Origin of the sequence: Cryptosporangium arvum DSM 44712 (genome assembly GCF_000585375.1) — a bacterium.
In the GTDB taxonomy this organism is placed as follows: domain Bacteria; phylum Actinomycetota; class Actinomycetes; order Mycobacteriales; family Cryptosporangiaceae; genus Cryptosporangium; species Cryptosporangium arvum.
This window is the reverse complement of record NZ_KK073874.1, coordinates 520,792-545,999: the sequence shown is the minus strand read 5'-3', so window position 1 is coordinate 545,999 and position 25,208 is coordinate 520,792. Positions and strand designations below refer to the sequence as shown.

Below are 25,208 nucleotides of genomic sequence, written 5' to 3'. Positions count from 1 at the left end.
CTCGAACGGGCAGGAGCCCGCCGAGTTCGGGGGATGGGTGAGTCGCGATGGACAAGTTCGCCGCGGAGCGCGAGGGGCTGAACTACGACCCCGTAGACACCAGCTCCGGCGCCGCCGTGATGCGGCTGATCCGCGCGGACCGCGTCGTCCGTCTCGCGGTCATCGGTGGCCTGTACTGGCTCGTCGCGTACGCGGTGTTCAACTGGGTGGCGCGCGACGAGCACTCGCCGCTGCGCACGATCGCCAACGCGCTGTTCCTGGTCCCGATCGCGGCGGCCGTCGTCACCGCGGCCGTCGCCGCCCGGCGCCGGGCCAAGGAGAGCCGCACGGGGCGGGCGTGGATCGCGTTCGCGGTCTCGTTCGCGCTCTGGCTCGCCGGTGAGTCGATCTGGCTGGGTTACCCCGACATCTCGTACCCGTCGATCTCCGACGCCATCTTCCTGGCCCAGTTCCTCGCGGTGCTCCCCGGATTCTTCGTCGCGTTCGGGCAGGGTCACCGCTCCCGCCGGGGCCGGGCGCTGTTCGACGTCGCGCTGGTGCTCGTCGGCCTCGGCGCGCTCGGCTGGCGTCTGCTGGCCGCGCCGCAGCTCACCGACACCGTCGGCGTCTCGCTCGTGGTCACCGCCGCGTACCCGCTCGCCGACATCCTGGTGCTGGTCTGCCTGCTGACGCTGGGCCTTTCCGGCCACCGCCGGCTGCCGGTCTCGGTGCGCCTGGCCGGCTGGGCCTACCTGGTCTACGCGCTCACCGACTGCCTGTACATGTACGGGCGCATCCACCAGACCTACGACGACGGCAGCTGGCTCGACAACGGCTACCAGCTCGCCGCGGTGCTGCTGGCGATCGGTGGCCTGGTCGCCGCCCGGCACCGGGAGCCCGACGCCGTCCGCCTCGCCGTCGGCCGGGACCTGACCGTCGTCCCGCTGCTGGCCGCAGGCACCGCCGCCTCGGTCGGCCTGACGCTGGAGTTCGCCCGGCACGGCGGGAACTACGCCGCGCTGGTCGTCGGACTGGTCGTGGTCGCCGGGCTGATGGTGCGGCAGTACCTGGTCACCCGCGACCGCACCGACCTGGCCCGCCAGCTCGCCGGCGCGCTGCGTGAGCAGGAGCGGCTCGCGGTCACCGACCCGCTCACCGGCCTGCACAACCGCCGGTTCTTCGACGACACGATGCGCACCGAGGTGGCTCGGGCCCGCCGGACCGGGCGTCCGCTCGCTCTCGTGGTGCTCGATCTGGACCACTTCAAGAAGATCAACGACGAGCGAGGCCACCAGGCCGGCGACCTGACGCTGATGCAGGCGGCGGCCCGGCTGCAGGCCGTCACCCGCGGAGGGGACGTCGTGGCGCGCTTCGGCGGCGAGGAATTCGTCTGGCTGCTGCCCGACACCGACGAGACCGGCGCGGCGATCCTGGCCGAGCGACTGCGGTCGGCGCTCTGCGCCCAGCCGGTGGAGGTCTCCGAGACCGGCCTGGTGTCGGTCACCGGTTCGCTCGGCGTCGCTTCGGCCAGCGGCCTGGTCGACGACGAGGCGCTGATGCGTGACGCCGACCGCGCGATGTACCACGCCAAGGCGACCGGCCGGAACCGCGTGGTCCGCGCCTCGACGATCGCCGAGGCGCCGGCCGAGCCCGCCCCGAGCGAAGGTTCCCGGTCGGCCGGACCGACGGACGGTCTCGACGGCGCCGGCGTGGTCGCGGAACTGTGCGCCCAGGTCGCGGACCGGGTCGGCCTGGACGAGTTCCAGCTGCGCCTGGTGGTGGCGGCCGGCCGGGTGGCGGCACTGCGCTCCCCGGTGCTCTCCCGCACCGACCGCACCGCGCTGCACCCGACGTCGGACACGACCGACCCCGAGATGCTCGCGCTGATCGAGGCGCTGGACGCCCCCGGCTGCCACCCGGCGAGCTCGCGGATCATCTCGGCCTGCCTGAACTGGGCCGAGAACCGCAGCCGGGGCGTGCCGGTGGCTTCCCGGGCCGAGGACCGGACGATCGGCTTCGACGACGCGGCCGTCGACGAGCTGGTGGCGACCGTGCGGGCCGACATCGTGACGGCGATCGAAACCCTGCCGGAAACTGTCAAGGTTCGCTAGCAGACTGCCGTCATGGCGAATTGGGAGCAGTTCTCCGCCGAGGCACCGGACCTGGCGGAGAGGATCAAGGCGCGGTTCACGGCGACCAAGCACCACGTGCTCGCGACGCTGCGCGCCGACGGATCACCGCGGGTCAGCGGCACCGAGGTCGACTTCTACGGGCCCGACCTGACGTTCGGCTCGATGTGGGAGGCGCGCAAGGCGCTCGACCTGCGGCGGGACGGCCGGCTGGCGCTGCACGCGAACCCGGGCGACGGGACGATGGACGGCGGCGACGCCAAGGTCAGCGGGGTCGCGTCCGAGGTCGCCGATCAGAAGGCGTACCTCGCCGAGCGGAAGCCGCCGGAGCCGTACCACCTGTTCCGCGTCGATCTCCTGGACGCGACCCTCACGTCCGTCGATCACGAGCGGAACGTACTGGTGGTCGAGCTCTGGCGGCCCGGCCGGCCCGTCCAGCGCACCGAACGGGCCTGACGTCATTCCGCGGTGGGCGTGGCCCAGACCGTGCGCCACTCCGAGCACGTGTCCCGCCAGGGTGCCTGGCGGTCCCGGCAGACCCGCCAGAGCACCCGGTGCGGCGGCTCACCGGCCGCCGTCGGCGCGTAGCCGGTCACCGAGATCGTGTGGCCGGCGCCCTCCCGGTGGTAGATCGAGCGGACCCCACCGCTCGTCGTCCGCCACCCGATGTACACCGAGTCGCCGTCGCGGCTCAGGTCGGTGATACCGCAGATGATCCGCACCAGGTTCTCCCCCACCGAGGCGACGACGCAGTCCGCGGCGGCGCCGTCGGTGGTGCTGCCGGTCGCCGTCCGTGGAGCCGCGGCCAGCGGCAGACCGATGACGATCATGGCCAGCACGACCGCACCGGCCACGATCGCGGCGCGCCCCCCGAGGCGCCGCGATCCCGGTCGCTTCCGTCTCCGCCCCGCACGATGTAACCCCTTCGACATGATTCCTCCCCCTACCCCCGATCCGGGTCCGTCCGGATTCAACTAGTTACGCTAAGTAGTGGCGTTACGCGGCGCAGCCCCGCCGGTTCCCCCATCCGGTCAGCTGTCACCCTGGCCGCTTCGTCGGACGCCCACCGAACGGTGGGCGGCGCGCGGCGCCTGCGCGCTCCGGCCGGGGGTCGCGGCCGGGGCGGCGTCCGCACCCGGACACGACACCGCCCCCGCGCGGAGAGGGGAGGCGCGGGGGCGGTGCGAGCTCGGAGAGCGTGAAAAGCAGTGGTCAGGCGACGGAACGCCACCAGCCGTCGGGCTTCGGCGGCGCGTCGACGTCGACCGCTTCACCGGGGCGCGGAACCGCTACCAGGACGCCGCACTCCTCGGCCTCGGTGAGCAGTCGCTCGACCGGCTCGGACCAGTCGTGCAGCGCCAGGTTGAAGGTCCCCCAGTGCACCGGGACGAGCAGACCACCGTTCACCGCGACGTGGGCGGCGACACCCTCCTCGGGCGTCATGTGGATATCCGGCCAATACGGTGCGTAGGCACCGATCTGAACCAGCGTCAGGTCGAACGGGCCGTGGGCGGCGCCGATCGTCTCGTAACCCTCGAAGTACCCGGAGTCGCCGGTGTAGAAGACCTTGCGGTCGACGCCGGCCACCACCCACGAGGCCCAGAGCGTGGCGTTGTCGGAGCGGAGGCGGCCGGAGAAGTGGCGCGCCGCGGTGGCGGTGAAGCCGAGCCCGGCGATCGTGGCGGTCTCGTCCCAGTCGAGTTCGACGATCCGGTCGCCCGGCACGCCCCACCGTTCGAGGTGGGCACCGACGCCGAGCGGCACCAGGAACGGCGCCTCCTGCAGCCGGGTCAGCGTCCGGATGCTCGTCTCGTCGAGGTGGTCGTAGTGGTCGTGCGAGATCACCACGGCGTCGACGGCGGGCAGCGCAGCGAGGTCCAGCGGCACCGGGTGCAGCCGGCGCGGCCCGGCCAGCGACGACGGCGAACACCGCTCGCTCCAGACCGGGTCGAACAGGACGCGTCGGCCTTCGATCTCGAGCAGCACGGTGGCGTGGCCGAGCCAGGTGGTGCGGAGCCCGGTGGACGCCGGTTCGGTGACGCTCGGCGTGACGATCGGCACCGGCTTGCGCGGGCGCCGCTGCTGACGTCCGAACAGCATCTCGCCGATCATGCCGCGGCCGCCGGGGACGGCCGCCAGGGGCGACGGTTGCTCGTTCTGGAACGCGCCGTCCCGGAACCGCGGCGACTGCCGTATCCGCTCCAGCCGGGCGCCGGTCGGGCGCGCACCGAGCGCGGACGGAATGTCCCGAGCGGCCCAGGCCAGCGACGCCACGACGCCGGTGACGGCTAACGCGGCGAATAACGGACCGGACCCACCGCGAGGCGCTTCATTCGATGACAAGGTGGTTCCTCCTCGGGCTAACCGGTCGCACAACGAACAAGAGAGCTCACCGGGTGCCGTGATACCGAATCGCGACGCAGGTCACATCACGAGGACTTCGTCGAGCGCTGCTGCCGGCCCGCGGTCATCGTGTGGGTGCACGACACGGTGAACCCGGTGTTCTCCGCGACCAGGACGCCGTCGACCTTGATGCGGCACCGCAGTTCGACCGCGGCCTTCGGCGGCGGGATCAACGGCTTGTCCTTGACCCGTACCTCGCCGAGCAGCGTCAGCCGGTTCACGTCGGGGTAGTGGAACGTGAGCTCGTTGTTCCACGACGCACCGAACGCGGTGTTCTTCTTGTCGGCCAGCGGCTCCAGCGAGTAACTGGCCTTCATGTCGACGTAGGTGGACGGGCGCACGGTCTCGAGCTCGAACGAGACGATGTGCGTCTCGGTGGACGGCACCGACCGCAGAGCCGAACAGCCGGTCGTCAGTAGCAGCCCGACGACGAGCACCACCGTGAGCTGCCGCATACCCGGCAGCTTAGTGTTCGCCCACCAGCGACCCGAGCGCGCCTTTGATGCCCAGCTGGACGCGGGCCGCGTTGCGGTTGGTGATGAACGCGGCGATCTCCTGGGCGACGACACGCGGGGCGAAGTAGTCGGGGGCGTAGTGGTCGAGTTCCGGGCGGACGCGGCACTCCGAGTCGGCCATCAGCTCGTGCAGCCGGTGGAGTGCGGTGGTCAGATAGTCGGCCGAACGCCCGCCGCCGAGCAGCAGGGTCGGCGAGTGGATCGCCGCGTACCGCCGCCCGTCGGAGTCCAGCCGGGCGATCTCGTCGACCTCGGCCGGTGTCGTCGCCATGATCGCCCTGGTCTCGACCCCCTCGTCACCGTGGAGCAGCAGTTCGGCCAGCGCCCGGTACACGATCATCGGTGCGTTGCCCAGCGGCACCATCCGCGTGCCCTTGAGGAACGTCGCCATCGCCGCTCCGTGCCGCCCGGTGGCGAGCTGGCGACGGAACTCCGGCACCCAGCCGGCGTCGAACGAACCGGAGATGCTCACCGTCGGCTCGTACACGATCAGCGCGTCGACCGGACGCCAGAGCGCGAGGTGCAGGGCCACCAAGCCGCCGTGGCCGTGCCCGAACAGCAGGTCCGATCCGGTCGCGCGTAACACCGCGTGGACGTCGGCCGCCTCGGCTTCGATGCTGTAGAACGGCCCCTGCGGACCGCTGTCACCCCGCCCGCGCCGATCGATCACGTGCACCCGGTAGTCCTCGGCGAGCTCGTCGGCGAGCGCCCGGTAGTGGGTGGCGCGACGGTTGTTGCCCGGAACGACGACGAGCCCGGGCCCCTCTCCGGTGCTGAGCACCCCGATCGCCGTGCCGTCGGCCGACCGGACGGTGCTACTGGATTCCCTGCTCATCACTGGCGCTCCCCTTCGCCCGACCGGCCGCGAGTACCGAGGCTCGAGGATCAGTGTGCGGATGCGACCTGTTAGGACGCTGATAGAGCGCTGACAGCCATCTCCAGCTCCAGATAACTCGGGTCGGGCGGGTACCGCATGGTGCCGCCGGTCTCCGCGAAACCGAGGCGGCGGTAGAACGACTTGGCCCGCTCGTTGACGTCGAGCACGAAGAGTCGTACCTGGTCGACGGCCAGTTCGGCGCGAGCCCACTCGACCGCGGCGCCGATCACCGCCGCGGCGGCGCCCCCTCCCCGCTGCGCCGGGGTGACGTACACGCCGACGAGCATCGCCGAGGCCGCTTCCTCGCCGAAGATCCCGGCCATTCCGACCAGCCGGTCGTCCGCGTCGACGGCGACGAACGTCGCGCGGTCGGTGGCGGCGGCCCGCTCCTGCCAGGCGTCGTCCGGGAGCGCGAGCGCGTCGTCGTACTGCTCGACGAAGGCCAGCGGCGAGTCTTTCAGCGCCTCTAATCGGAGTCGGCGGAATTCCCGCCAATCGTCGGGACGAAGCCGGCGCACGCGATGGTTCACGGCCCCATCGTTGCAGCGCCGAAACATTAGAGGTTCCTGAACGTATGGGAATCAGCTGTGCTACACGGCGTAACATGTTGTCTCATGCACCCATCGGATCTCGGCTGGTCACCGGGCTCCGACGCCGATTTACCGCCGGGCCGGGGCGGGCGTCACCGCCGGGTGAGCGACCTGCCGTACCGCATCACCGCCGCGCTCGGAGCGGCACTGGTTCTGGCCGCCGGCGGGATCACCGCGTACGGAGCGACCCATCGCCCCGCCGACACCACGGTGACCGCGTCGAGGCCGCTGGCCGCAACGAGCGAGCCCCGCGCACCGCTGCCGGTGCCGGAGACACCGTTCGAGCCGTACGTCGACATGGGTTACTACCCGCCCTACGACCTGGCCGGATCGGTGGAGAAGGCCGGGATCTCCCGGTACATCCTCGGGTTCGTCGTCGCCAAGGACGGCTGCACGCCCAGCTGGGACGGTGACGTCGCGATCGACGACGCGGAGATGATCCAGCGGGTCGAGGACTTCCGGGCCGCCGGCGGCGACATCCGGATCTCGTTCGGTGGCGCGGCCGGGGACGAGCTCGCCGCCGTCTGCGCTTCCGTTCCGGCTCTGGCCGACGCGTACCAGCGCGTCATCGACCTGTACTCGGCCACGGCGGTCGATTTCGACGTCGAGGGGAACGAACTCGGGGACACCCCGGGGCACGATCGGCGCGGGCAGGCGATCGCCGTGCTGCAGAAGAACGCCGCGGCCGCGGGCAAGAATCTCGACGTCTCGCTGACGCTGCCGGTCAACCCGAGCGGCTTCACCGCCAGCCCGATCCGCATCCTGACCGCGGCCGCGAAGGCGAACGCCCGGATCGACGCGGTGAACGTGATGGCGATGGACTACGGGCGCTGGGCGGCCCCGGAGCCCGAGGGCATGATGGGCACCTACGCCACCCAGGCGATGACGAACGCCGTCGGAACGCTCCAGGAGGTGTTCGGGCTCAGCGAGGCCGAGGCCTGGAAGCGCATCGCGGTGACTCCCCTGATCGGGGTGAACTCACCGGCCACCGAGGTGTTCTCGCTCGAGGACGCGGCCAAGGTCGGTGCGTTCGCGCGTGAGAAGGGCGCGGCGTTCTTCTCGATGTGGGCGATCACCCGCGACCGGCCCTGTCCGACCGGCGTCGAGGCCGACGCGGAGTCCGACGCGTGCGCGGGCAACGCCCCGGACCCGTTCGCGTTCACGAAGGCGTTCCTGGCCGCACCCGGCGACTGACGAGCGGCCGGGTGGTCGGCTGCGGGATCGGTCACCGGGAGAGCGCGAGTTCGCGCAGCATCGCGGCCCCGGTGCCCTCGCGCCGCAACCGCTCCAGCCCGCTGCGGACGACGTCAGCGTTGACGTCCGCGCACCGGGACGCTAGTTCGTCGACGACCCCGGACGCCCCACGGTCAGCGCGACGATTTGCCGAGCGACGAGCGCCACCACGTCGCCGGCGGTGTGCGGTCGGGTGGCGGATCGTTCACGCCGGGGCTCGGAGGTCGTCGGGTATTTCCCCCCGCTCCGACGAGGCGACCACTTCGGCCGCCCAGCGGACGCGGCTGCAGGGCCAGTTGGGGGCGGCCTGCCAATGTCCGGCGTTCCCGCACATCGGGTCGTCGCGGTAACGCTCGAGCGGCTCGTGCTGGTCGAGCAGCCGGTAGGCGGTGGCGACGTCTTCGGGCGTCAACGGTCTGTGCCACACCATGCCCATGGTTTTTCCCCTCCCTGGGAACGCGCTCCGCCCGGACAGAACTGTTCCGATTCCACTACCCATCGCAGTCGCCGCCACACGCGATGTGGGACGACGGGATTTAGCAATTCCCATCCCACCCCCTTATGACGGACCGATCAGGGCGTAAAGACGATGCGGTCGGCGACCGGCGCGTTCCAGAACTCGGCGATCCGCGCGAGCGGCTCCACCCGGTACCGCACGTCGATCGCGCCGTCCGCCACGGCGGCGGCGAGTTCCGGCAGCTCGGCGAGAAACTCACGGGCGGACACCGACCCGATGCCGCTGCCGACGATCTGCAGCCGGGCCGCACGTAGGGCCGTGGACGGAATCGGAGCGTCCGCACCGCCTATCGATCCGATCTGGATCCAGGTCAGCGGCGCGCTCCGATCGGCTCGGGCGGTGAGCATCGATCCGGCGACGCAAGGCGACCCACGACGACATCGCCGGGTTCATCGCCGACGCGATCAGTGCCGGGTCCGCCCCGTCCGGAAGCACCGCGCTCCGGCGGGCGTCGATCACGGTGCGGTCGGCGAACATGCCGAGCTTCGTCTCGTCCAGAACCGCGTAGCGAAGCTTTTGGTCGTGGTCCCTGACGACGCCGTCCATGCCGGGCACCAGCGGGAACGCGCTGTTGCTGCTGTAGTGCGCCCCGGTGGCACGCGACCGGGTCAGGTGGTGCAGGCCGGCGGCGAGCACTTCGACGACGAGCTCGTCGCCACCGACGGCAGCCGGCTCGGGGTGTTCGCCGTAGACCGGCGTGGCGTCGGGAGCGGTGAGGACTGCGGTCGCTCACCCAGCTGCGGGTGCTGGGCATCCTGCGTGATCGCCGGGCCCGCATGACCGAACTGGCCGCGTACCTGGGGCTCGACAAGTCGACGCTGTCCGGGCTGGTCGACCGGGCCGAGCGAGGGCTGCTGGCCCGGGAGAAGAATCCCGAGGACGGCCGGGTGGTGGACGTCTTCATGACCCCGGCCGGCTCGGAGCTGGCCGACCGGGTCTACGTCGAGGTCCGCCGGGAACTGGCTCCGCTGATCGACCAGTTCGACGTGTTCCGCCTACTGGACCGCGACCCGCGGTGAGCTCTTGCGGCGCATCGGGACGATGGTGCCGCGGCGGGCGGCGAGCCACAGGAAGACGACCGTGAGCACCACTCCGGCGGTCAGCGTGTAGAGGCTGCCCTCGGGGCCGAACGCACCGCCGGTGACCAGGTCCGAGCCGGACAGGGTGGTGTCGAGGAGCCCCTTCGAGTCACCGTTGCCGGAGACCGTCGCGCTGGCGATGCCACCGAGACCGAAGTTCCAGCCGAAGTGCAGGCCGATCGTGACCCACAGGCTGCGGGTGGCGGCGTAGCACGCGCCGAGCATGAAGCCGGCCTCGAGCGCGATCGCGGTGGCGCCCCACAGGGTGGCGTCCGGGTTGAACAGGTGCGACGCACCGAAGATCACACCGCTGAGCAGCAACGCGAGCCAGGTGCCCGTCACCTTCTCGACCCACCGGAACAGCAGGCCGCGGTAGATCAGTTCCTCGGTGGTCGCGGCCGCGGCCATGAAGCCGAGGATGCCGAGCGCACCACTGACCGAGCCGTATCCGTCGACGTGGAAGTCACCCAGGAACCAGATGTTGACGATGACGGCCGCGAACATCGCGAGGCCGATCGCGGTGCCACGGGCCAGGCCGCCCGCCGCTTTGCTCCGCGCCAGTTCGGTGACTTCACGCTTCTCGGTACGGCGGACGATCCAGCCGTAAGCGAGGGCGGCGACCGCTGCGGCGATCAGGCCTACGACGAGGCTGACCCAGGGGTTTCCCTGCACTCCGGTGGCCACCTGACCGCCGACGGCCGCGACCGCGACGACCACTACGAACTGAAGGACGAATCGCATGACCGCTCCTTGAAGGGGTCCGCGACCGGGGGTGTCGCGGCTTGTCAGGAACGCTATGGATTCGCGAGTTTCAGCACGTCACCGCAGAGTGGACACCTCGCTGTAGCTCTCTCGGGGGACAGCGTGGGTGTAGACGACGACGCGGAGGTCCCCCGGGTCGAGGGTCAGGACGTCCAGGTCGAGGTCGACGTGGCCGTGCGTCGGGCTCGGCACGCGCAGCTGATCGGCGTGGCCGCCCGGTACCGGCGGCGCGTTCCAGAGCTGGACGAACTCCGGGCTGCGCGCGTGCAGATCGGCGACCATCGACGCCAGTTCGACGTCGGCCGGGTAGCGACGAACCGTCTCGCGCAGCTCGGCCACGACCGTGGCGCGGAAGCCGTCCAGTTCATCGGGCACCCGGAACACCGACGGCCCGACCTCGGTGAACGCGCGCCACACCACGTTGCGACCGCGCCCGGGCGTCTCCGGGATCGTGCAGACCTCCGAGTGCCAGAGGTCGTTCGCGGCCAGCACCGTCCAGCTCGCGTCGCAGACGCAGACCGCGACGTCGCTCAGCCGCTCCAGCATCCGCCGCGCCGTCCCGGTCACCTCACGCGGAACCAGCCCGTCCGGCTCGGGCGACGCCGCGAACCCGGCCAGCGCACGCAGCCGGGCGTGCTCACCCGAGCTGAGCCGGAGCGCCCGGGCGAGCGCGTCGATCACGCCCGGTGACGGCTTGCGGCGCCCCTGCTCGAGGCGCTTCACGTGCTCCTCGGAGACGCCCGCGATGCCGGCGAGTTCGTCCCGGCGCAGACCGGGCACGCGCCGGACGGCGGGTAACGACGCCGGCACCCCGGCTTCCGCTGGTGTGATCCGCTGCCGCAGGGTCCGCAGCGCGGTCCCGAAATCGTCGTCCCGCCGCACGGGTCCATTCTGTCAGCGGTTGTCAGCCGCTCCTCAGGTGCGGGCGAGACGCGACGTCAGTCGCGGGCAAGTCGCGACGTCAGTCGCGGGCTAGACGCGACGTCGGTCGCGGGCTAGACGCGGCCTCAGTCGCGGGCGAGACGCGGCCCGCCCGGGGTGGACGCGCTCGGGGCGTCGACGGGCTCCATGTAGAACCGCGACCGCTGAACCAGATCGTCACCCACCGTGATGATGATGACGCCGCGCAGATCCTGTCCCGCCGCCCGCGTGTAGTGCCACTCGCCCCACACCTCGTCGCCGACCTCGACCGCGTTGGTCATCGCGATCGTGATGTCCGGCGAGGTCGTGAAAATCATCTCCCAGTTCCGGCGCACCTGCTCCGGCCCGTGCACGTCCCGCCCCGGATGAGCCGGCCACTCCCCACGGAAATCCGGCCCGAAACAGGACGCGATGGCGTCGAGATCCTGGCTGTTCAGGGCGCCGATCAGGCGCTCCACTACGGCGTTACTCATACAGTCGACGCTAGACGCGGTCGGCCTGATCCATGAGGGCCAAGATGTACCACCTTCAGAGCGAGCAGGAACGGAGCAGCGCACTACGAGTTGCCGGACTGATCCCGCGCTCCGTATTTCGCGAAACGCTGCTTCACGTTCGAGGCAACTCCGGATCCCATCCGGACCATGCGCATCGCAGCCCGGACGGCGGGTTCCTGGCGAGCCGCCCGCTCGATCGCGTCCCGCAGCCGGGCATCCTCCGAGGCGCCGGCCAGATCGGCGCCGCTCCCCCACCGCACGCTGACGTCGTCGAGAGTCAACGGGTCCGTCGTGAGCAGCTCACATGACCCGTCGCCCGAATCCGGACGGTCGGAGCACTCATGAGCAGACCGTACCGACTGCGCCCGGCCGAAGTCAGGAACGCCCGAGCACCCCGTCCGAGACGGTGGGCGATGCCAGCCAGACAGATCGACGGCGTGATGTGCGCTCGCGGGTAAACGAGCTACCCGGTCAGATGAGTGCTGGTGAGAGGGCTTGAACCCCTGACCGCCGAGTACAGGTGCGGTGCGACGCGCCTTCCGCCGTCCGGGTTGCCCGCCATCATCTGCTCCGGCGCCGGTCAGCGGCAGTTTGACGTCCGTAAGCGTCCGCGCCGATCGTGCGGTCGTCGTGACATCCGGGTGACATGGTTCGTGACCGCACCACGGCCACCGCGGACGTTACGCTGACTGGCGACAGCTCCGCCGATCCATGCCGATAGGAGGTGCCGCATGACTGGGATGGTGGCGCCGGCCTGGATGCACGACCAGGTCACCGCTGAGCAGTACGCGACCTGGACCGAGGAGCAGTGTGCGGGCATCGAGATACTCGACGGGATGGTTGTTGTGAGTCCCGGCGCGTCCAAGACCCGGCCAGCAACCGATACCGCGAGAGCGACCTCCACACCGGGGTCATCAAGACGACCGCGCCTCTCACGATCGACCTCGACCTCGGGCGGCTCTGACTGCACGTCGGCCACTCCGCCAACCGGCCAGCTCCCGGCAACACGAACTGCCTAGTCAGACAAGGGCTGGTGAGGGGAATCGAATCCCTAACCATCCGACTACACGTGCGGTGCGACGCATCCTTTCGTCGTCCGGCACAGGTCGTTGCAGTCCGTTCTTCAGCAGCCGCGGCTATCCCAGATAACTGCCCGGTCGGGCTTGACTTCGCTGCACGCGATCGCCTTGACGATCTGGTAGCCCTCGAGTTCTTCGAGCGTGGTCGTGATCTCGGTGTCCCGATCGATGTCACGCTCAGCCACCGGCTGGCTCGTGATGGCGTCGGCCGGCGCTGCCGTCCCGGCCGGAGCCGCGTAGGACGCGCTGAGTGCCGTCTTCAGCCGGTCGTTCACCTGTCCGTTGGTCAGTACGGCGATGCGCGCGTTCGTAACCGAGAAGTACCGGAACAACTGAGAGACGTTCTCGACGCGCAGCGGACCGGTCGACTTCTTGCACTCGACGAGAATCTGCACCTCACCGTCACGCATGATCGCGTAGTCGACCTTCTCGCCGCGCTTCGTGCCGACGTCGGCCGTGAACTCGGGTACCACTTCGAGCGGGTCGAACACGTCGTAGCCGAGGATCGTCGAGATGAACGGCATCACGAAGCGGCAGCCGGAGGCGGTGGGCGTCGGACCTGATGGCGTGGCTTTTGCTGTCCGGTCGCATCGCAACAGGCCTCGGCGCAAGCAGGAGGCGCGTGGCCCTGCCGCTTCAACCACGATCTGACCGTTGGCTGGCGCTACCCACGCGGGGCCGGCCCATCCGCAGCGCCGCGACGGCTGAGGTCGTGGCCCCACCGGACGACGTCGGCCCGGCGCTGGTGGCCGGGCGACGTCGTCCAGGCTCGTCGCACCGCTACTTCCAACTCGAGGGCTCCCGGATGTCCCCGGTCATCTCGAAGCTCGCGATCGCCCGCTCGGCGAACTCCAGGCCCGCCTGAGTACGCCCCGGCTCCGGCCGGCTCACCGCCATGACCTTCGTGTTCGTGTCCGCCGTGAAGTAATAGTGGTACTCGCCGCTGGAAACTGCGGTTTTTGAGACCGCGTACGGCCCGATCTGCGTCGTCGGCTGGGCCGAGCCACCCATGTTCAACTGGAACTCCACTCCCGGCCCCACGCCGGCCCGGGCCAGATACATCGCCCGGATCGATGAGGTACCCCCGCCGGACCTGATGTCCAGCCTGGTCAGCGGCACTTTGGGCTTGATCGACGTGAACGGGAGCGGCGTGGGTCGGTCGACCGTCACCCGCAACGACTCGGCGATCCGGACGGCCAGTTCCTTCGCGTTCGCCATGTCCCGGACGTCGACCGACGCCTGTGCCCCGGACGCCCAGCGGAACCGCAGTTCGCCGGCCCAGGTGCGGACGCCCTTGCTGGTCTCGCGCGGGATCCACGTCGTCTCGGAGCCGTTGATCGTCGGGCCGGGGCCCGTCGTCCGCCGCATCGGTTTGTTCTCGGGCTCGAGGTCGGGCACGCCGGTGTTGCGGGGGGCCACGTAGACGATGACCCGCTGTGCGCTGTCCTGGAAACCTCCGCCCGTCGTCGCCGTGTACCGCGCGCCCTTGGGCTCCTGCTCCACCCGCCAGTGGTCCAGCCCGGCCGGGAGCCAGACCGGCGTGACCTGCAGCTGCGCCGGGTCGAACGCGCTCGGAGCGACCACGGTGGGGGTGGGTGAGACCGGTACCGGAGTGGCCGGGGGGACGCTGCTGCTATCGGTCACGAACGCCATCGCGACGCTGCCCAGCGTCACGATGGCGACCAGCGCCGCCGCGCCGACCAGGATCAGCCGGTGCCGCATCAGACGCTGTCGCTGCGCGATCGACGCCGCGACGTAGGAATCCGCAGCGGTGTGCATCGGCACCTCCGTAGCCACGTCGTGCAGCAATTCCCGGAGCGTCGCCTCGTTCATCGTCCGCTCCAATCCTGGGTCGCAGCGACCTCTTCTGGCAGGACGCGACGTAACGCCGCGATGCCCCGTGCGGTGTGGCTCTTGACCGTGTTCGCCGGGCACCCGAGTGCTTCAGCGGTCTCGTCCACCGAAAGATCTGCGTAGTAGCGGAGGACCAACGCGGCGCGTTGTTTCGGGGGCAGGGTCGCCAGCGCGGCCCGCAGGGCCAGCGTGGCGGCCGGGTCGGGGCCGGGAACCGAGGCCTGTTCCGGTAACCGGTCGACGAGCACCACCCGGCGGGCCCAGTTCGCGCGACGCTCGCTCAGGAACACCCGCACCAGGACCGTCCGCGCGTAAGCGTTCCGGTTCTCGGCCCGGCGTGCCTTGTCCCAGGCCAGGTAGAGCTTGACCAACGCGTTCTGCACGAGGTCGTCCGCGCGGTGCCCGTCCTGGCAGAGGACGTACGCCAGTCGGCGCAGCACCGGCAGCGCGGACCGCACGTATTCGTGGTACTCCTCGTCCTCCATACCCCTATGAGGCACCCCGACGATGCTCACGTTGCGGCAATGCGTGAATAAGTTGTCAGGTACCGGTCCGGGGCCGCGTAGAATCGCGCGGCGTGACTCTCCGTCTCCATGACACCGCCAGCCGGTCGATCCGCGAGTTCGTTCCGATCACTCCGGGGCGCTGCGGGATCTACCTGTGCGGGCCGACGGTGCAGTCCGCGCCCCACATCGGGCACCTGCGCTCTGCCGTCAACTACGACGTGCTGCGGCGCTGGCTGACGCGCTCGGGCTACGAGGTGACGTTCGTACAGAACGTCACCGACATCGACGACAAGATCCTGGCCAAAGCCGAGGACGTCGAGTGGTGGGCGCTGGCGTACCAGAACGAACGTGCGTTCGCCGACGCGTACGCCGCGCTGGGCTGCCTCCCGCCGACGATCGCCCCGCGGGCCACCGGGCACGTGCCCGAGATGGTCGAGCTGATGAAACGGCTCATCGAGCGCGGCCACGCCTACGACGCCGAGGGCGACGTCTACTTCGACGTGCAGTCGTACGCGGAGTACGGCGCGCTCTCCGGGCAGCGGCTCGACCACATGCAGGGCGACGGCGCCGACGACCACTGCAAGCGCGATCCCCGCGACTTCGCGCTGTGGAAGGGCCGAAAGCCCGAAGAGCCCACCACTGCTTCCTGGCCGACGCCCTGGGGCCCCGGTCGTCCCGGCTGGCACCTGGAGTGCTCGGCGATGGCCGGCCGGTATCTCGGCCGGGCGTTCGACATCCACGGCGGCGGGCTCGACCTGGTGTTCCCGCACCACGAGAACGAGATCGCACAGTCGAAGGCGGCCGGGTTCGGGTTCGCGAACTACTGGGTGCACCACGCCCTGCTGAACCTCGGCCCCGAGAAGATGAGCAAGTCGCTCGGCAACGTCATCGACCTGCCGAAGGTGCTCGGCCTGGTCCGCGCGATCGAGTTCCGCTACTACATCGCGACGCCGCACTACCGTTCGACGATCGACTACAGCGAGGAAGCGCTGCTCGAGGCGGCCGTCGGGTTCCGGCGGATCGAGAACTTCGTGGAACGAGCAGTCGAGCGGGTCGGCCCGGTCGACGGCGTTCCCGGTGCTGCTTTCACGGCCGCTCTGGACGACGACCTCGGCACGCCCGCCGGCATCGCGTCCGTGCACGAGGCGGTGCGGGTGGGGAACGCGGCTCTGGCCGCCGGCGACGAGGCGGGCATCCGCTCGGCGCTCGCGGAGGTGCGCGGTGGCCTCGAGGTGTTCGGGCTCGATCCGCTGTCCACCGAGTGGGCGGCCTCCGAGGCGGGCTCGGCCGACGATCTGCGCAACGTCGTGGATTCGCTGGTGAAGGTCGCGTTGGAGCAGCGGCAGGCGGCTCGGGCCCGGAAGGACTACGGGGCCTCCGACGGCATCCGGGACCAGCTCAAAGAGGCCGGTATCGTGGTGGAAGACACTCCAGCGGGTCCACGCTGGACCCTTTGATCGAAAGAGCCCCGCATGCCCGGCAACAGCCAGCGCCCGAACCGTCGTAAGACGGGAACCAAGAAAGGCGCGGTCGTCGGCTCGGGTGGCCAGCGGCGCAAAGCACTCGAAGGCAAGGGTCCGACGCCGAAAGCCGCCGACCGGTACAAACACAAAGCGAACCGGTCGGCCGCCGCGGCGGCCCGGCGCACCTCCGGCCCCGACAAGCCCAGGGCCACCCCCGGGCGGCGCGGCCAGGGCACCCGGGAGGGCGCTGAGCTGCTGGTCGGCCGCAACCCGGTGGTCGAGGCGCTGCGCGCGGAGATCCCGGCGAGCGCGCTGTTCCTGGCGCTCGGCGTCGACATCGACGAGCGCATCAACGAGGCGGTGCAGACCGCGGGTGACCGTGGGTTGTCGATCCTCGAGGTCAGCCGGGCCGAGCTCGACCGGATGACCGGTGGGGTGCTGCACCAGGGCATCGGGCTGAAGGTGCCGCCGTACGCGTACGCGGACCTGCCCGACGTGCTGGCCGCCGTGGAGGGCGCGCCGCTCGTCGTCGCTCTGGACGGCGTCACCGACCCGCGCAACCTGGGTGCGGTCGTGCGCTCGGCGGCTGCGTTCGGCGCCCACGCCGTTGTTCTTCCGGAGCGGCGCGCGGCCGGGATGACCGCAACGGCCTGGCGTACGTCCGCCGGCGCGGCGGCTCGTCTGCCGGTCGCTCGCGTCACCAACCTCACCCGGACGCTGCGGTCGCTGCAGGATCAGGGCTTCAGCGTGCTGGGTCTGGACGCCGACGGCGACGTCTCCACCGACTCGCTCGAAGTGGGCGCCGATCCGGTGGTCATCGTTGTCGGTTCCGAGGGGCGCGGCCTCTCCCGTCTCGTCGGTGAGGCCTGTGACCAGCTCGTCTCCATCCCGATGACGAACGACACCGAGTCACTCAACGCGTCGGTGGCGGCGGCCGTGCTGCTCGCCGAGGTAGCGCGCCAGCGTCGCCAGGGCTAGGCCGAGCAGGAAGCCGTAGACGTTGTCCGCGACGTCACGGGAGTCGCAGAAGCGGCTCAGCGGTAACAATCGCTGAGCCGCTTCGATCGCGACCGGGAGCAGCACCAGCCAGCGGTGCCTGGTGAGCGCGGCGAACGCCCCGAGCGGCACGAACATCCAGACGTTGAGGCTGCGCCCGTTGATCGGCCACGGGATCCAGGTCGGCTGCCAACCCCCGTTGATGCAGTGGTTCGTGTCGTTCGCGAAGACCGCGGGGGCCGGGGCGAGCGTGATGACCAGGATCGTCGCCAGCGTGGCCACCAGGCCGACCTCGGCGAGTCCGCGCTTCGTCACGATGCTGACGGTCACGGCGCCGAGCGCGATCACCACGAGCGGCGCGATGCGCAGCACGTCGTCCACGAAAAAGCCTGCACCGACCACGTCGGTGCAGGCTTTCTCAGCTTTTATCGACGTCAGTCGATGCGCGCGCCGGTCCCGGCGTGGAAGACGTGCACGTCGTCCTTGTTGATCTGCAGGTGCACGGTGTCGGCCAGGGTCGGAACCTTGCGACCGTCGGTACGCGTGACGATCCGCGTGTCGTCGCCACCGATCTCGGAGTGGCCGTAGACGTAGGCGTCGGAGCCGAGCTCCTCGACCAGGTCCACGACCAGCGGGAGGCCGGTGCCGTCGGAGACGACCTCGATCGCCTCGGGCCGGAAGCCGATCGTGACGTTCTTGCTGCCACCCTCGCCGGCCGCCGCGACCTGCTCACGGGTGAGCGGGACGACGATCGGGCCGAGCTGCGCGCCACCGTCGGTCAGCGGGACCGTCTTGAGGTTCATGGCCGGGGAGCCGATGAAGCCCGCGACGAACGCGTTGCCCGGGCGGTCGTAGAGCGCGCGGGGGGTGTCGCACTGCTGGAGCAGGCCGTCCTTGAGCACCGCGACGCGGTGGCCCATGGTCATGGCCTCGACCTGGTCGTGGGTGACGTAGACCGTGGTGATCTCGAGGCGCTTCTGCAGCGCGGCGATCTGCGAACGGGTCTGCACACGGAGCTTGGCGTCGAGGTTCGACAGCGGCTCGTCCATGAGGAAGACCTGGGGCTGGCGGACGATCGCCCGGCCCATCGCGACACGCTGGCGCTGACCACCGGAGAGCGCCTTCGGCTTCCGGTCGAGGTACTCCTCGAGGTCGAGCAGCTTCGCGGCGTCGCGCACCTTCTCGGCGATCTCGGCCTTCGGCGTCTTCTTGAGCTTCAGCGCGAAGCCCATGTTCTCCGCGACGGTCATGTGCGGGTAGAGCGCGTAGTTCTGGAAGACCATCGCGATGTCGCGGGCCTTCGGCGGGAGGTGCGAGACGTCCTTGTCGTTGATGAGGATCGCGCCCTCATTGACGTCTTCGAGACCGGCGAGCATCCGGAGAGAAGTCGACTTCCCGCAACCGGAGGGGCCGACCAGGACCAGGAATTCGCCGTCCTGGATCTCGAGGTTCAGCTTGTCGACGGCGGGCTTCGTGGAACCGGGGTAGATCCGGCTCGCGCCCTGGTACGTGACAGTTGCCATGGTGATGCAGTCCTTTCCACCGGCAGGAACGTGCCGGACGATCCGAGTGGTGAGGGCTGCGCCTGTTTAGGGCGTTGCCTCCCGCGATCGAGGCTGTTCGCCGCGACCGTGGAGCAAAGATAACCCCAACATGTCGCTGACGTTGCTGTTCAGCGAAAGGAACTGCACTTTCGGTTACTTACAATTAGTGGTTGTCCGATTTCGATTGGTAATCTCTATGCCCATGAATCGTTTCAAATGCCTACGAGAGGTGCGTCGATGATGTACATCACAAAGGCCCTTGGTTACCGGCGGGTATACGCCGAGCGCTTGATCGGTTAGGGTCCGCCCATGATGGCCCAGCGCCAGCCCCGTCGAACCGCCACACTCGCGTCGTTGGCGGCGGAACTCGGCGTGTCACGCACGACCGTTTCCAACGCCTACAACCGCCCCGACCAGCTCTCACCGCAGTTGCGTCAGCGTGTGCTCGAAGCAGCCAAGCGCCTGGGTTACCCCGGGCCGGACCCGCTCGCGCGGTCGCTGCGGACCCGCCGAGCCGGTGCGATCGGTCTGCTGCTCACCGAGGCGCTGTCGTACGCGTTCCGCGACCCCGCCGCGGTCGAGTTCCTCGAGGGCCTCGCGCGCGAATGCGAAGACGCCAAGACCGGCCTCCTGCTGGTGCCGGCGGTACCCGGCGCCGGCACGGATCCCGCGTTGGCCGCCGCGGCCGCGGTCGACGGCTTCATCGTCTACTCGCTGCCGAACGACGACCCGCATCTGGACGCCGCGCTCGCGCGCCCGGTGCCGACCGTGATCGTCGACGAACCGCTGAACGCGTCCGGAGCCGACTACGTCGGAATCGACGACCGGGCCGCGGCCGCGAAGGCCGGAGCCCACCTGGCCGAGCTCGGCCACCACAAGATCGGCATCATCTGCAGCCGCATCAGCTCGCAGCGCGGCCCGGGTGGTCAGGCCACGCCGGAACGGCAGCGTTCGTCCCCGTACGACGTCGTCCGGCTGCGTCTCGACGGCCTGTTCGACGGCCTGCAGCTCGACCGCGAGGACGTTCCGGTCTGGGAGTGCTGGGAGAACACGATCGACTCCGCGGCCGCCGCGGCCAAGGAGATGCTCGACGCGTACCCCGAGCTGACCGCGGTCGCCTGCACCACCGACGTCCTGGCGCTCGGCACGATGCAGGCGGTGCGCGAATCCGGGCGCTCGGTCCCCGACGACGTGTCCGTGACCGGCTTCGACGACATCCCCGAAGCCGGCGCGAGCGGGCTGACGACCGTGCACCAGTCGCACGCGGAGAAGGGCCGGGCCGCCTGGCGCCTGCTCAGCCGCGACGACCGCGACGAGACGCCGACCATGCGGGCCACGATCCCGACCGAGTTGCGTGTTCGTCAGACGACGAGTCGTTTGGCCTGAGGCCTGTTGGGTGGCGCTCGGTTCTAGTTGGATGGTCGAGTGCCTTCGGTCCGGACCAACAGTGACCTGTACCTCGCGATGTCCCGACTCGGCTCGTCCACCCGCAGACCGTTGGAAGAGTTCCTCCGGTCCTGGTGGTCGACCGGATACGACCTGAGTGACTCGAAGGCCCTCGAGCCGGACGAGCTGTTGTCGTGGATCTCGGACGCCCTGACGGCGCCGGCTCCGCCGTTCGAGAAGTACTGGGCCCGCGAGGATCTCGACCTGTCCGAGCTCGACGGTTTCTCGGGCTGGTCCCGGGTGATCAGGGCCCAGGTCTGTGATCTGACGGAGATGGCGTCGCTCGGGGTCCTGCGCTCACAGGCCAGCTACCTGGGGCTGAGCGCGCCCCGTCCGCCCGGCACCGGCCGCCGCCCGACCCCACCGGTGTGGTTCAACCTCGACGTCGCCAGCTACCTCGAATCCGGCGTCATCGCCACGGTCGGCGGCTGGCGCCCCGAGTTCGAAGACGCGTTGGTGGACGAGGAGCCGCCGGAGCCGCTGCCGATCGGCTCGTTCGACTGGGAGGACCTGACGAGGTTCGCGCTGGGTGCACAGACGCACCAGTGAGCGCGGAGCGGTTACCATCAGAACGACCTGCTGGTGTGGCGCAATTGGCAGCGCACCCGACTTGTAATCGGGCGGTTAGGGGTTCAAGTCCCCTCACCAGCTCTGGACTGACCAGGCGTTTCGCGGTTTCGAGCAGTGTTGCTCGGAGCCTCGTGTCACCGAGATGTCACGCGGCGCTTCGTTAGGGCCTTCGCGGCGTCCTTGAGAGCGTCTTCCTGCGAGTGCACGTAGGTGCGCATCGTGAAGGCGGCGTCGGCGTGGCCGAGCCAGGCGGCGATGACCGCGACCGGCACGCCCTGGAGGTGGAGCAGGGTGCCGCAGGTGTGGCGGGCGTCGTGCAGCCGGATGCGCGGGACGTTCGCGGTGCGGATCAGCGCTTCCCACTTGTCGGAGATGGTCTCGGGGTGGAGCGGTTCGCCGATGGCGTTCACGACGAGGTAGTCGGTGTCTTTCCAGGCTTGGCCGGCGACCTTCTTGGCTGCTGTCTGCCGCCGCTTGGCGCGCTTCAGGACGTCGATGAGCTCGTCGGTGAGCGGGAGGGTTCGGCCACCGCTCTCCGACTTCGGGTCCGATTCCGTGGCCTCGCCGTCGACGGAGACGCGTGCTGACTTGACGGTGAGCGTGCGCTTGCGGAAGTCGACCGCTGCCCACGTGAGCCCGCAGACCTCACCGCGGCGGAGACCGTAGAGCGCCAGGTGCCAGGCGTGCTCGAGCGGATCGTTCTCCGCCGTCGTGAGGACACGCGTCACCTGAGCCGCGGTGAACGTCTTAATCTCGACCTTGGTCTGCGGTAGGCGGTCGACCAGCTCGGCGACGTTTCGCGCCACGGTGCCCTGCTTCATCGCGTCGTCGAGGATCTGGCCGAGCGTGAAGAGCATCAAGTTGACGGTGCGGGCCGTCCACGGGCGTCGCGGCTTGCCGTCCGCCCGCGGGATCGAGCCGGCTTGTAGCTCAGCGACGAGTTTCACGAGGTGCTGCTTCGAGAGCTGCCTGATCGGCAGAGCGCCGTAGACGCTTCGAACCGGCTTGAGGACGTCGCGATGCCGGCCAGGGTCTTCGGCCGGAGGCCATGACGTCCGTCCAGCCATTCCTGGCAGACCTGGTCGACGGTGAGGCTGGACCGCGCGACGAACGTTCCTGCGGTCGCCTCGGTGTGGATCTTGGCGTAGGCGTCGACTGCGTCGTCGATCGTCGCGAATCGTCGCCTCGCCTGCCGTCGCTTGCCGGTCTTCGGGTTGAGCCCGGTCTCGACGACCAGCTCGACTTCCCAGGTAGCCAACCGAATAGCCGAGGCGGCGCACGACGACGGACGCGAATGCAATGCCCGCGCACCTCGCGACGTCGCTAGCTGCGGAGACGCGCACGGGTGAACGCTTGCGGACGCGGCGAGCGAAACTTGTAATCGGGCGGTTATGGGTTCAAGGCCCGTCACAGCTCTCTTCTGACCAGGTGTTTGTGGTCGCGAGCAGAGTGGATCGGGGCTAGGTGCCACTGAGATGTCAGGCGATGCTTCGCTGAGGGCCTTCGTGGCGGGTCGACGTCGACTGTGATGCGCATCTCATCGCCAAACGCGCGGGGCCGCTTCAGGCCGCCATCAACATAAGAAGCGACCTCTTCCGGAGGGCATAGCTCCGTCACTTAAGGACGGGTCTGTGCAACTCACGGAGAGGTCTAAGCGTGTCTATCGCTATTGACGTTCGATGGCTCTTACTCTTCGCCGCCGTAGCGGGGGTGCTCTGGTTGTGTCGTCGCGAGCCTGCCTGGGGACCGGCGGTTCTGGTGGCGGTACCGGTCGGCGGCTTCGTCTACATGTTGCTTCACCAGCCGTTCTAGGTTGTGTGGTACCAGGGGGCTCCCGCCCCCTGGACCCCCAGCGCCGTGGACTACGCGTCGGCCGGCCGCTGCACGCGCTACCCGCCGTAGCCGACGCGCGGCCCACGGACTGGGCAAGTAGGTGTCACACGGATGTCACGCCGTTGGTGCAACGGCTCCGGACGCCGACGGACGGATCTGGACGGTCAAGCGCCTCTGACCAGCATAGGAACGAATGAAGACGGTCGGCACCGGACGGAGAAGTACGCGTCGCACCGCACTTGTAATCGGGGGTTAGGGGTTCAAGTCCCCTCACCAGCTCTCATCTGACCTGACGGTTTGCAGCTCGCGGACATTGCTCTCGGTAGCCGGGACAATCAGTTGAGTAGTCAACGCACGGCTACCATGCCTCGTACGCCGCTGCGGGACACCACCCGGGAAGCTGTCCTTGCCGCGATCCGAGAGTGGGATGAGCTCGGGGCGGAGAGCTTCCGAGAGCAGTACGGTTACGGCCCCGCGCGGGTCTACCAACTTCGACACGACGGCCAGACCTACGACTCGAAGGCCATCGTCGGGGTCGCCCAGCGGTACGTCTCCGGTCAGCCGTTGAGGCCGCAGGTGTTCAGCGGCGGTGAGCAGACCGTCGGTCGCCTTCTGCTGCGGCCTGGCTTCGAGGTCAAACGCAGCCGGACCCCTGATTGGACCAGAGACGAACTCGTCCTCGCGTGCGCACTGGTCGCGCAGAACGGTTGGAAGGGGCCCAATTCAGCGAAACTGACCCGCGGGTGATCGAGCTGTCGGCACTGCTCCAGCGAATGCCCCTGCACGCTCCGATGGATCGTGGCGAAACCTTCCGTGATCCCGATGGTGTGGCCCGGAAGACCCGGGACATCGCGACCGCTCATCCGGACTACAAAGGGCGGCCGCCTGACGGAGGCCAAACCGACAAAGAGGTCTTGGCTACTTTTCTGCGAGGTCCAGCACGTATGCGGGCGGTAGCAGCAGCGATCCGCTACGCCGTCGAGTCGGGGAACATCGACGACGCCGGGCCGGCCGAAGACCTTGCCGACGAGGACATCGAGGCGCCTGAAGGGCGGCTGTTGCTGCGACAACACCTCAGCCGCGAGCGAAGTGCCGAAATTCGGCGCCGGAAGGTCGACACCGTGCTCGAAGCGACGGGCCGCCTGGCCCCGCGAGGCCTATGGGTTCGATTTCGCCACGGCATACGGGGAACGGCGCGAGGGGTACATCACTGTCCGAATAAACGTTGGGTGGTCTCACTACGTGGGGTTGGCCGAGACAGCGCTCGCTACGTCGGTCTCGCGAAATGCGGAGCACGCGCAGTCGGGCCGGTCCTCGTGGACCGGCCCGACCTCTATGACGCAGTGACTCTGTGGCTTTGTGTGTTGTCTTCGAACGATCACCTCCTCAGGTCAGGGGGCGGGTGGGCGGTGGGAGATGACGACGTACGGACGGCCGGGTCGACGCCTTGCGGCGGGAGGCCGGGCGGCGCGGCAGGGGGCGGCGGCGGATCCGCATGTCATCTCCAGCTGGTCGGGTAGCCCACGACTCCGAGCGACTTCGCTGCGGTGCCGTCGGCCTTGGCCTTCATCACGCGCGGGGCGGTTTCGGTCTGCTGGGCCCAGGCGGCGTAGGCGATCGCGGTGCCGGTCGGGGCCCACACGGTGTCCTGCTCGCCGACGTCCTTGGTGCGGGTGAGCTGCTTGACCCGCGTTCCGTCGGCCTTCATCGACCACAGGTCGTAGTTCTCGCCGGCGAGGGACTGGCTGAAGACGATCGTGGTGCCGTCGGGGCTCCAGGCGGGGCTGTTCTTGTCGCCGCCGGTGCGGGTCAGGGCCGTCTCGCGGGAACCGTCGGCCCGCAGGGTGACCACCTCGATGTCGTACGGCTCGCCGCTGCGCTCGTCGATCAGGCCGCGGGTGACGGCGAACTGCGCGCTGTCGGGCGCCCAGCTGATGCCGGTGCCGTAGTAGTAGCCGTCCCGGCTGACTTTGCGGGCCGCGGTGCCGTCCGCCTTCATGACCCAGATCGCGCCCTGGGTCTGGAAGGCGATCGCGGTGCCGTTCGGCGACAGTTCCGGGCCGAACGCCTCGGTGGTCAGCGACGTCAGCTGGCGGCGGTGCGAGCCGTCGGCGTTCATCGTCCAGATCTGGGCTCCGAAGCCGGTCTTGCCCTGGTCGGAGTAGACGATCCGCCGGCCGTCGGCGGAGTACGCGCCGTACTTGCGCTGGAAGGCCTCGCCGGCGAGCAGGGTCTTGGTGGTGCCGTCGACGACCCGGTCCATGTCCCGGCCGTTGTCGACGAGCAGGCTCCAGTCGGTCTTCGCGGTCCAGGTGGAACCGGTGGCCGGCTGAGCGGCCGCCAGCGCCGGGCTGGTCACCGTCAACGCCAGCGCCGCACCGACAACACCCGTGATGATCGTCCGCCGCATGGTCTAGC

The 25,208-nt window shown here is 69.5% G+C and carries 25 protein-coding genes, 1 tRNA gene and 4 pseudogenes; 11 read left to right on the top strand and 19 right to left on the bottom strand.

All coding sequences use genetic code 11. From position 1 onward, the window contains the following. Window positions 1-47 precede the first annotated feature (47 nt). Together CRYAR_RS42560 and CRYAR_RS02525 are read left to right on the top strand one after the other, a co-directional pair. The gene (locus tag CRYAR_RS42560) at window positions 48-2,090 is read left to right on the top strand and encodes a GGDEF domain-containing protein (protein ID WP_051569635.1); all 2,043 of its coding nucleotides are present in this window, start codon (window positions 48-50) and stop codon (window positions 2,088-2,090) included. A 12-nt stretch (window positions 2,091-2,102) separates the two neighbouring features. Next, entirely contained in the window at window positions 2,103-2,564 is a 462-nt protein-coding gene (locus CRYAR_RS02525; protein WP_035848167.1) for a pyridoxamine 5'-phosphate oxidase family protein, read from the top strand. 2 nt (window positions 2,565-2,566) lie between these two features. Here CRYAR_RS02525 and CRYAR_RS02520 read toward each other — a convergent pair whose 3' ends face one another. The 5 genes from CRYAR_RS02520 to CRYAR_RS02500 form a co-directional block, all read right to left on the bottom strand. Continuing rightward, the gene (locus CRYAR_RS02520) at window positions 2,567-3,040 is read right to left on the bottom strand and encodes a hypothetical protein (protein ID WP_157017274.1); all 474 of its coding nucleotides are present in this window, start codon (window positions 3,038-3,040) and stop codon (window positions 2,567-2,569) included. A 280-nt stretch (window positions 3,041-3,320) separates the two neighbouring features. Next, window positions 3,321-4,451, bottom strand: a complete 1,131-nt coding sequence (locus tag CRYAR_RS02515; RefSeq protein WP_084699965.1) for an MBL fold metallo-hydrolase — start codon at window positions 4,449-4,451, stop codon at window positions 3,321-3,323. An 86-nt stretch (window positions 4,452-4,537) separates the two neighbouring features. After that, window positions 4,538-4,966, bottom strand: a complete 429-nt coding sequence (locus tag CRYAR_RS02510) for a hypothetical protein (protein WP_035848159.1) — start codon at window positions 4,964-4,966, stop codon at window positions 4,538-4,540. A gap of 10 nt (window positions 4,967-4,976) precedes the next feature. Then, the gene (locus CRYAR_RS42555) at window positions 4,977-5,861 is read right to left on the bottom strand and encodes an alpha/beta fold hydrolase (RefSeq protein ID WP_051569634.1); all 885 of its coding nucleotides are present in this window, start codon (window positions 5,859-5,861) and stop codon (window positions 4,977-4,979) included. Between the two features lie 71 nt (window positions 5,862-5,932). Then, window positions 5,933-6,433, bottom strand: a complete 501-nt coding sequence (locus CRYAR_RS02500) for a GNAT family N-acetyltransferase (RefSeq protein WP_035848156.1) — start codon at window positions 6,431-6,433, stop codon at window positions 5,933-5,935. An 84-nt stretch (window positions 6,434-6,517) separates the two neighbouring features. Between CRYAR_RS02500 and CRYAR_RS02495 the strand changes: the two genes are divergently transcribed. Next, window positions 6,518-7,687 (top strand): chitinase, encoded by a 1,170-nt coding sequence (locus CRYAR_RS02495; protein ID WP_157017272.1) that lies wholly within the window; start codon window positions 6,518-6,520, stop codon window positions 7,685-7,687. A gap of 244 nt (window positions 7,688-7,931) precedes the next feature. Here the strand turns inward: CRYAR_RS02495 and CRYAR_RS02490 are convergent, their stop codons facing one another. Continuing rightward, window positions 7,932-8,138, bottom strand: a complete 207-nt coding sequence (locus tag CRYAR_RS02490) for a hypothetical protein (RefSeq protein ID WP_157017270.1) — start codon at window positions 8,136-8,138, stop codon at window positions 7,932-7,934. A 161-nt stretch (window positions 8,139-8,299) separates the two neighbouring features. Next, a pseudogene (locus CRYAR_RS51195) lies at window positions 8,300-8,966 on the bottom strand (quinone oxidoreductase family protein); the annotation flags it as partial. A 2-nt stretch (window positions 8,967-8,968) separates the two neighbouring features. On the opposite strand from CRYAR_RS51195, the pseudogene CRYAR_RS02480 reads away from it, so the two are divergent. Continuing rightward, a pseudogene (locus tag CRYAR_RS02480) lies at window positions 8,969-9,262 on the top strand (MarR family transcriptional regulator); the annotation flags it as partial. Here CRYAR_RS02480 and CRYAR_RS02475 read toward each other — a convergent pair. The 4 genes from CRYAR_RS02475 to CRYAR_RS02460 all read right to left on the bottom strand — a co-directional run bounded on the left by CRYAR_RS02475 (window position 9,239) and on the right by CRYAR_RS02460 (window position 11,780). Further along, a complete protein-coding gene (locus CRYAR_RS02475; RefSeq protein WP_035848148.1) occupies window positions 9,239-10,063 on the bottom strand; it encodes a CPBP family glutamic-type intramembrane protease in 825 nt (274 codons plus the stop codon). The pseudogene CRYAR_RS02480 and the gene CRYAR_RS02475 sit on opposite strands and share 24 nt — an antisense overlap. Window positions 10,064-10,141: 78 nt before the next feature. Continuing rightward, window positions 10,142-10,966 carry a helix-turn-helix domain-containing protein gene (locus tag CRYAR_RS02470; protein WP_035848145.1) on the bottom strand — a complete coding sequence of 275 codons (825 nt, stop codon included), beginning with the start codon at window positions 10,964-10,966 and terminating at the stop codon, window positions 10,142-10,144. Between the two features lie 125 nt (window positions 10,967-11,091). Next, complete coding sequence (locus CRYAR_RS02465) at window positions 11,092-11,478, bottom strand: nuclear transport factor 2 family protein (RefSeq protein ID WP_063725647.1); 387 nt, start codon at window positions 11,476-11,478, stop codon at window positions 11,092-11,094. Window positions 11,479-11,561: 83 nt separating this feature from the next. Then, window positions 11,562-11,780 carry a hypothetical protein gene (locus CRYAR_RS02460; protein WP_035848143.1) on the bottom strand — a complete coding sequence of 73 codons (219 nt, stop codon included), beginning with the start codon at window positions 11,778-11,780 and terminating at the stop codon, window positions 11,562-11,564. A gap of 459 nt (window positions 11,781-12,239) precedes the next feature. Here CRYAR_RS02460 and CRYAR_RS50575 point away from each other — a divergent pair. Next, a pseudogene (locus tag CRYAR_RS50575) lies at window positions 12,240-12,365 on the top strand (Uma2 family endonuclease); the annotation flags it as partial. 266 nt (window positions 12,366-12,631) lie between these two features. Here CRYAR_RS50575 and CRYAR_RS02455 read toward each other — a convergent pair. The 3 genes and pseudogenes from CRYAR_RS02455 to CRYAR_RS02445 all read right to left on the bottom strand — a co-directional run. Beyond that, window positions 12,632-13,132, bottom strand: a pseudogene (locus tag CRYAR_RS02455) (type I restriction enzyme HsdR N-terminal domain-containing protein); the annotation flags it as partial. A gap of 226 nt (window positions 13,133-13,358) precedes the next feature. After that, a complete protein-coding gene (locus CRYAR_RS48425) occupies window positions 13,359-14,411 on the bottom strand; it encodes a hypothetical protein (protein WP_035848140.1) in 1,053 nt (350 codons plus the stop codon). After that, on the bottom strand, window positions 14,408-14,917 hold the full coding sequence (locus CRYAR_RS02445; RefSeq protein WP_035848136.1) for a SigE family RNA polymerase sigma factor: 510 nt from the start codon (window positions 14,915-14,917) through the stop codon (window positions 14,408-14,410). Before CRYAR_RS02445 ends, CRYAR_RS48425 begins: the two co-directional genes overlap by 4 nt. Window positions 14,918-15,009: 92 nt before the next feature. Here CRYAR_RS02445 and cysS point away from each other — a divergent pair, with 92 nt between their 5' ends. Then, window positions 15,010-16,395, top strand: coding sequence for a cysteine--tRNA ligase (gene cysS / locus CRYAR_RS02440; protein WP_035848133.1), 1,386 nt, complete (start codon window positions 15,010-15,012; stop codon window positions 16,393-16,395). A 15-nt stretch (window positions 16,396-16,410) separates the two neighbouring features. Then, on the top strand, window positions 16,411-17,379 hold the full coding sequence (gene rlmB, locus CRYAR_RS02435) for a 23S rRNA (guanosine(2251)-2'-O)-methyltransferase RlmB (RefSeq protein ID WP_035848130.1): 969 nt from the start codon (window positions 16,411-16,413) through the stop codon (window positions 17,377-17,379). Here rlmB and CRYAR_RS02430 read toward each other — a convergent pair. Next, window positions 17,311-17,778, bottom strand: a complete 468-nt coding sequence (locus tag CRYAR_RS02430) for a VanZ family protein (RefSeq protein ID WP_035848128.1) — start codon at window positions 17,776-17,778, stop codon at window positions 17,311-17,313. The two genes, rlmB and CRYAR_RS02430, sit on opposite strands and share 69 nt — an antisense overlap. 53 nt (window positions 17,779-17,831) lie before the next feature. Then, a complete protein-coding gene (locus CRYAR_RS02425; protein ID WP_035848125.1) occupies window positions 17,832-18,920 on the bottom strand; it encodes an ABC transporter ATP-binding protein in 1,089 nt (362 codons plus the stop codon). 330 nt (window positions 18,921-19,250) lie between these two features. Here CRYAR_RS02425 and CRYAR_RS02420 point away from each other — a divergent pair, with 330 nt between their 5' ends. The 3 genes from CRYAR_RS02420 (at window position 19,251) to CRYAR_RS02410 (ending at window position 21,038) form a co-directional block, all read left to right on the top strand. Then, window positions 19,251-20,327 (top strand): LacI family DNA-binding transcriptional regulator, encoded by a 1,077-nt coding sequence (locus tag CRYAR_RS02420; protein WP_035848123.1) that lies wholly within the window; start codon window positions 19,251-19,253, stop codon window positions 20,325-20,327. A 39-nt stretch (window positions 20,328-20,366) separates the two neighbouring features. After that, entirely contained in the window at window positions 20,367-20,936 is a 570-nt protein-coding gene (locus CRYAR_RS02415; protein ID WP_035848121.1) for a hypothetical protein, read from the top strand. A 29-nt stretch (window positions 20,937-20,965) separates the two neighbouring features. Beyond that, window positions 20,966-21,038: transfer RNA gene (locus tag CRYAR_RS02410), tRNA-Thr, on the top strand. A 53-nt stretch (window positions 21,039-21,091) separates the two neighbouring features. Here CRYAR_RS02410 and CRYAR_RS02405 read toward each other — a convergent pair. Together CRYAR_RS02405 and CRYAR_RS48420 are read right to left on the bottom strand one after the other, a co-directional pair. After that, window positions 21,092-21,904: a tyrosine-type recombinase/integrase gene (locus CRYAR_RS02405; protein WP_051569630.1), complete on the bottom strand. Its 813-nt coding sequence runs from the start codon at window positions 21,902-21,904 to the stop codon at window positions 21,092-21,094. Then, a complete protein-coding gene (locus CRYAR_RS48420) occupies window positions 21,901-22,215 on the bottom strand; it encodes a hypothetical protein (protein WP_051569629.1) in 315 nt (104 codons plus the stop codon). Before CRYAR_RS48420 ends, CRYAR_RS02405 begins: the two co-directional genes overlap by 4 nt. A 938-nt stretch (window positions 22,216-23,153) precedes the next feature. Here CRYAR_RS48420 and CRYAR_RS42545 point away from each other — a divergent pair. Further along, on the top strand, window positions 23,154-23,537 hold the full coding sequence (locus CRYAR_RS42545) for a ScoMcrA-related endonuclease (RefSeq protein ID WP_051569628.1): 384 nt from the start codon (window positions 23,154-23,156) through the stop codon (window positions 23,535-23,537). A 751-nt stretch (window positions 23,538-24,288) separates the two neighbouring features. Here CRYAR_RS42545 and CRYAR_RS02395 read toward each other — a convergent pair. After that, the gene (locus CRYAR_RS02395) at window positions 24,289-25,200 is read right to left on the bottom strand and encodes a TolB-like translocation protein (RefSeq protein WP_035848119.1); all 912 of its coding nucleotides are present in this window, start codon (window positions 25,198-25,200) and stop codon (window positions 24,289-24,291) included. Window positions 25,201-25,208: the final 8 nt, after the last annotated feature.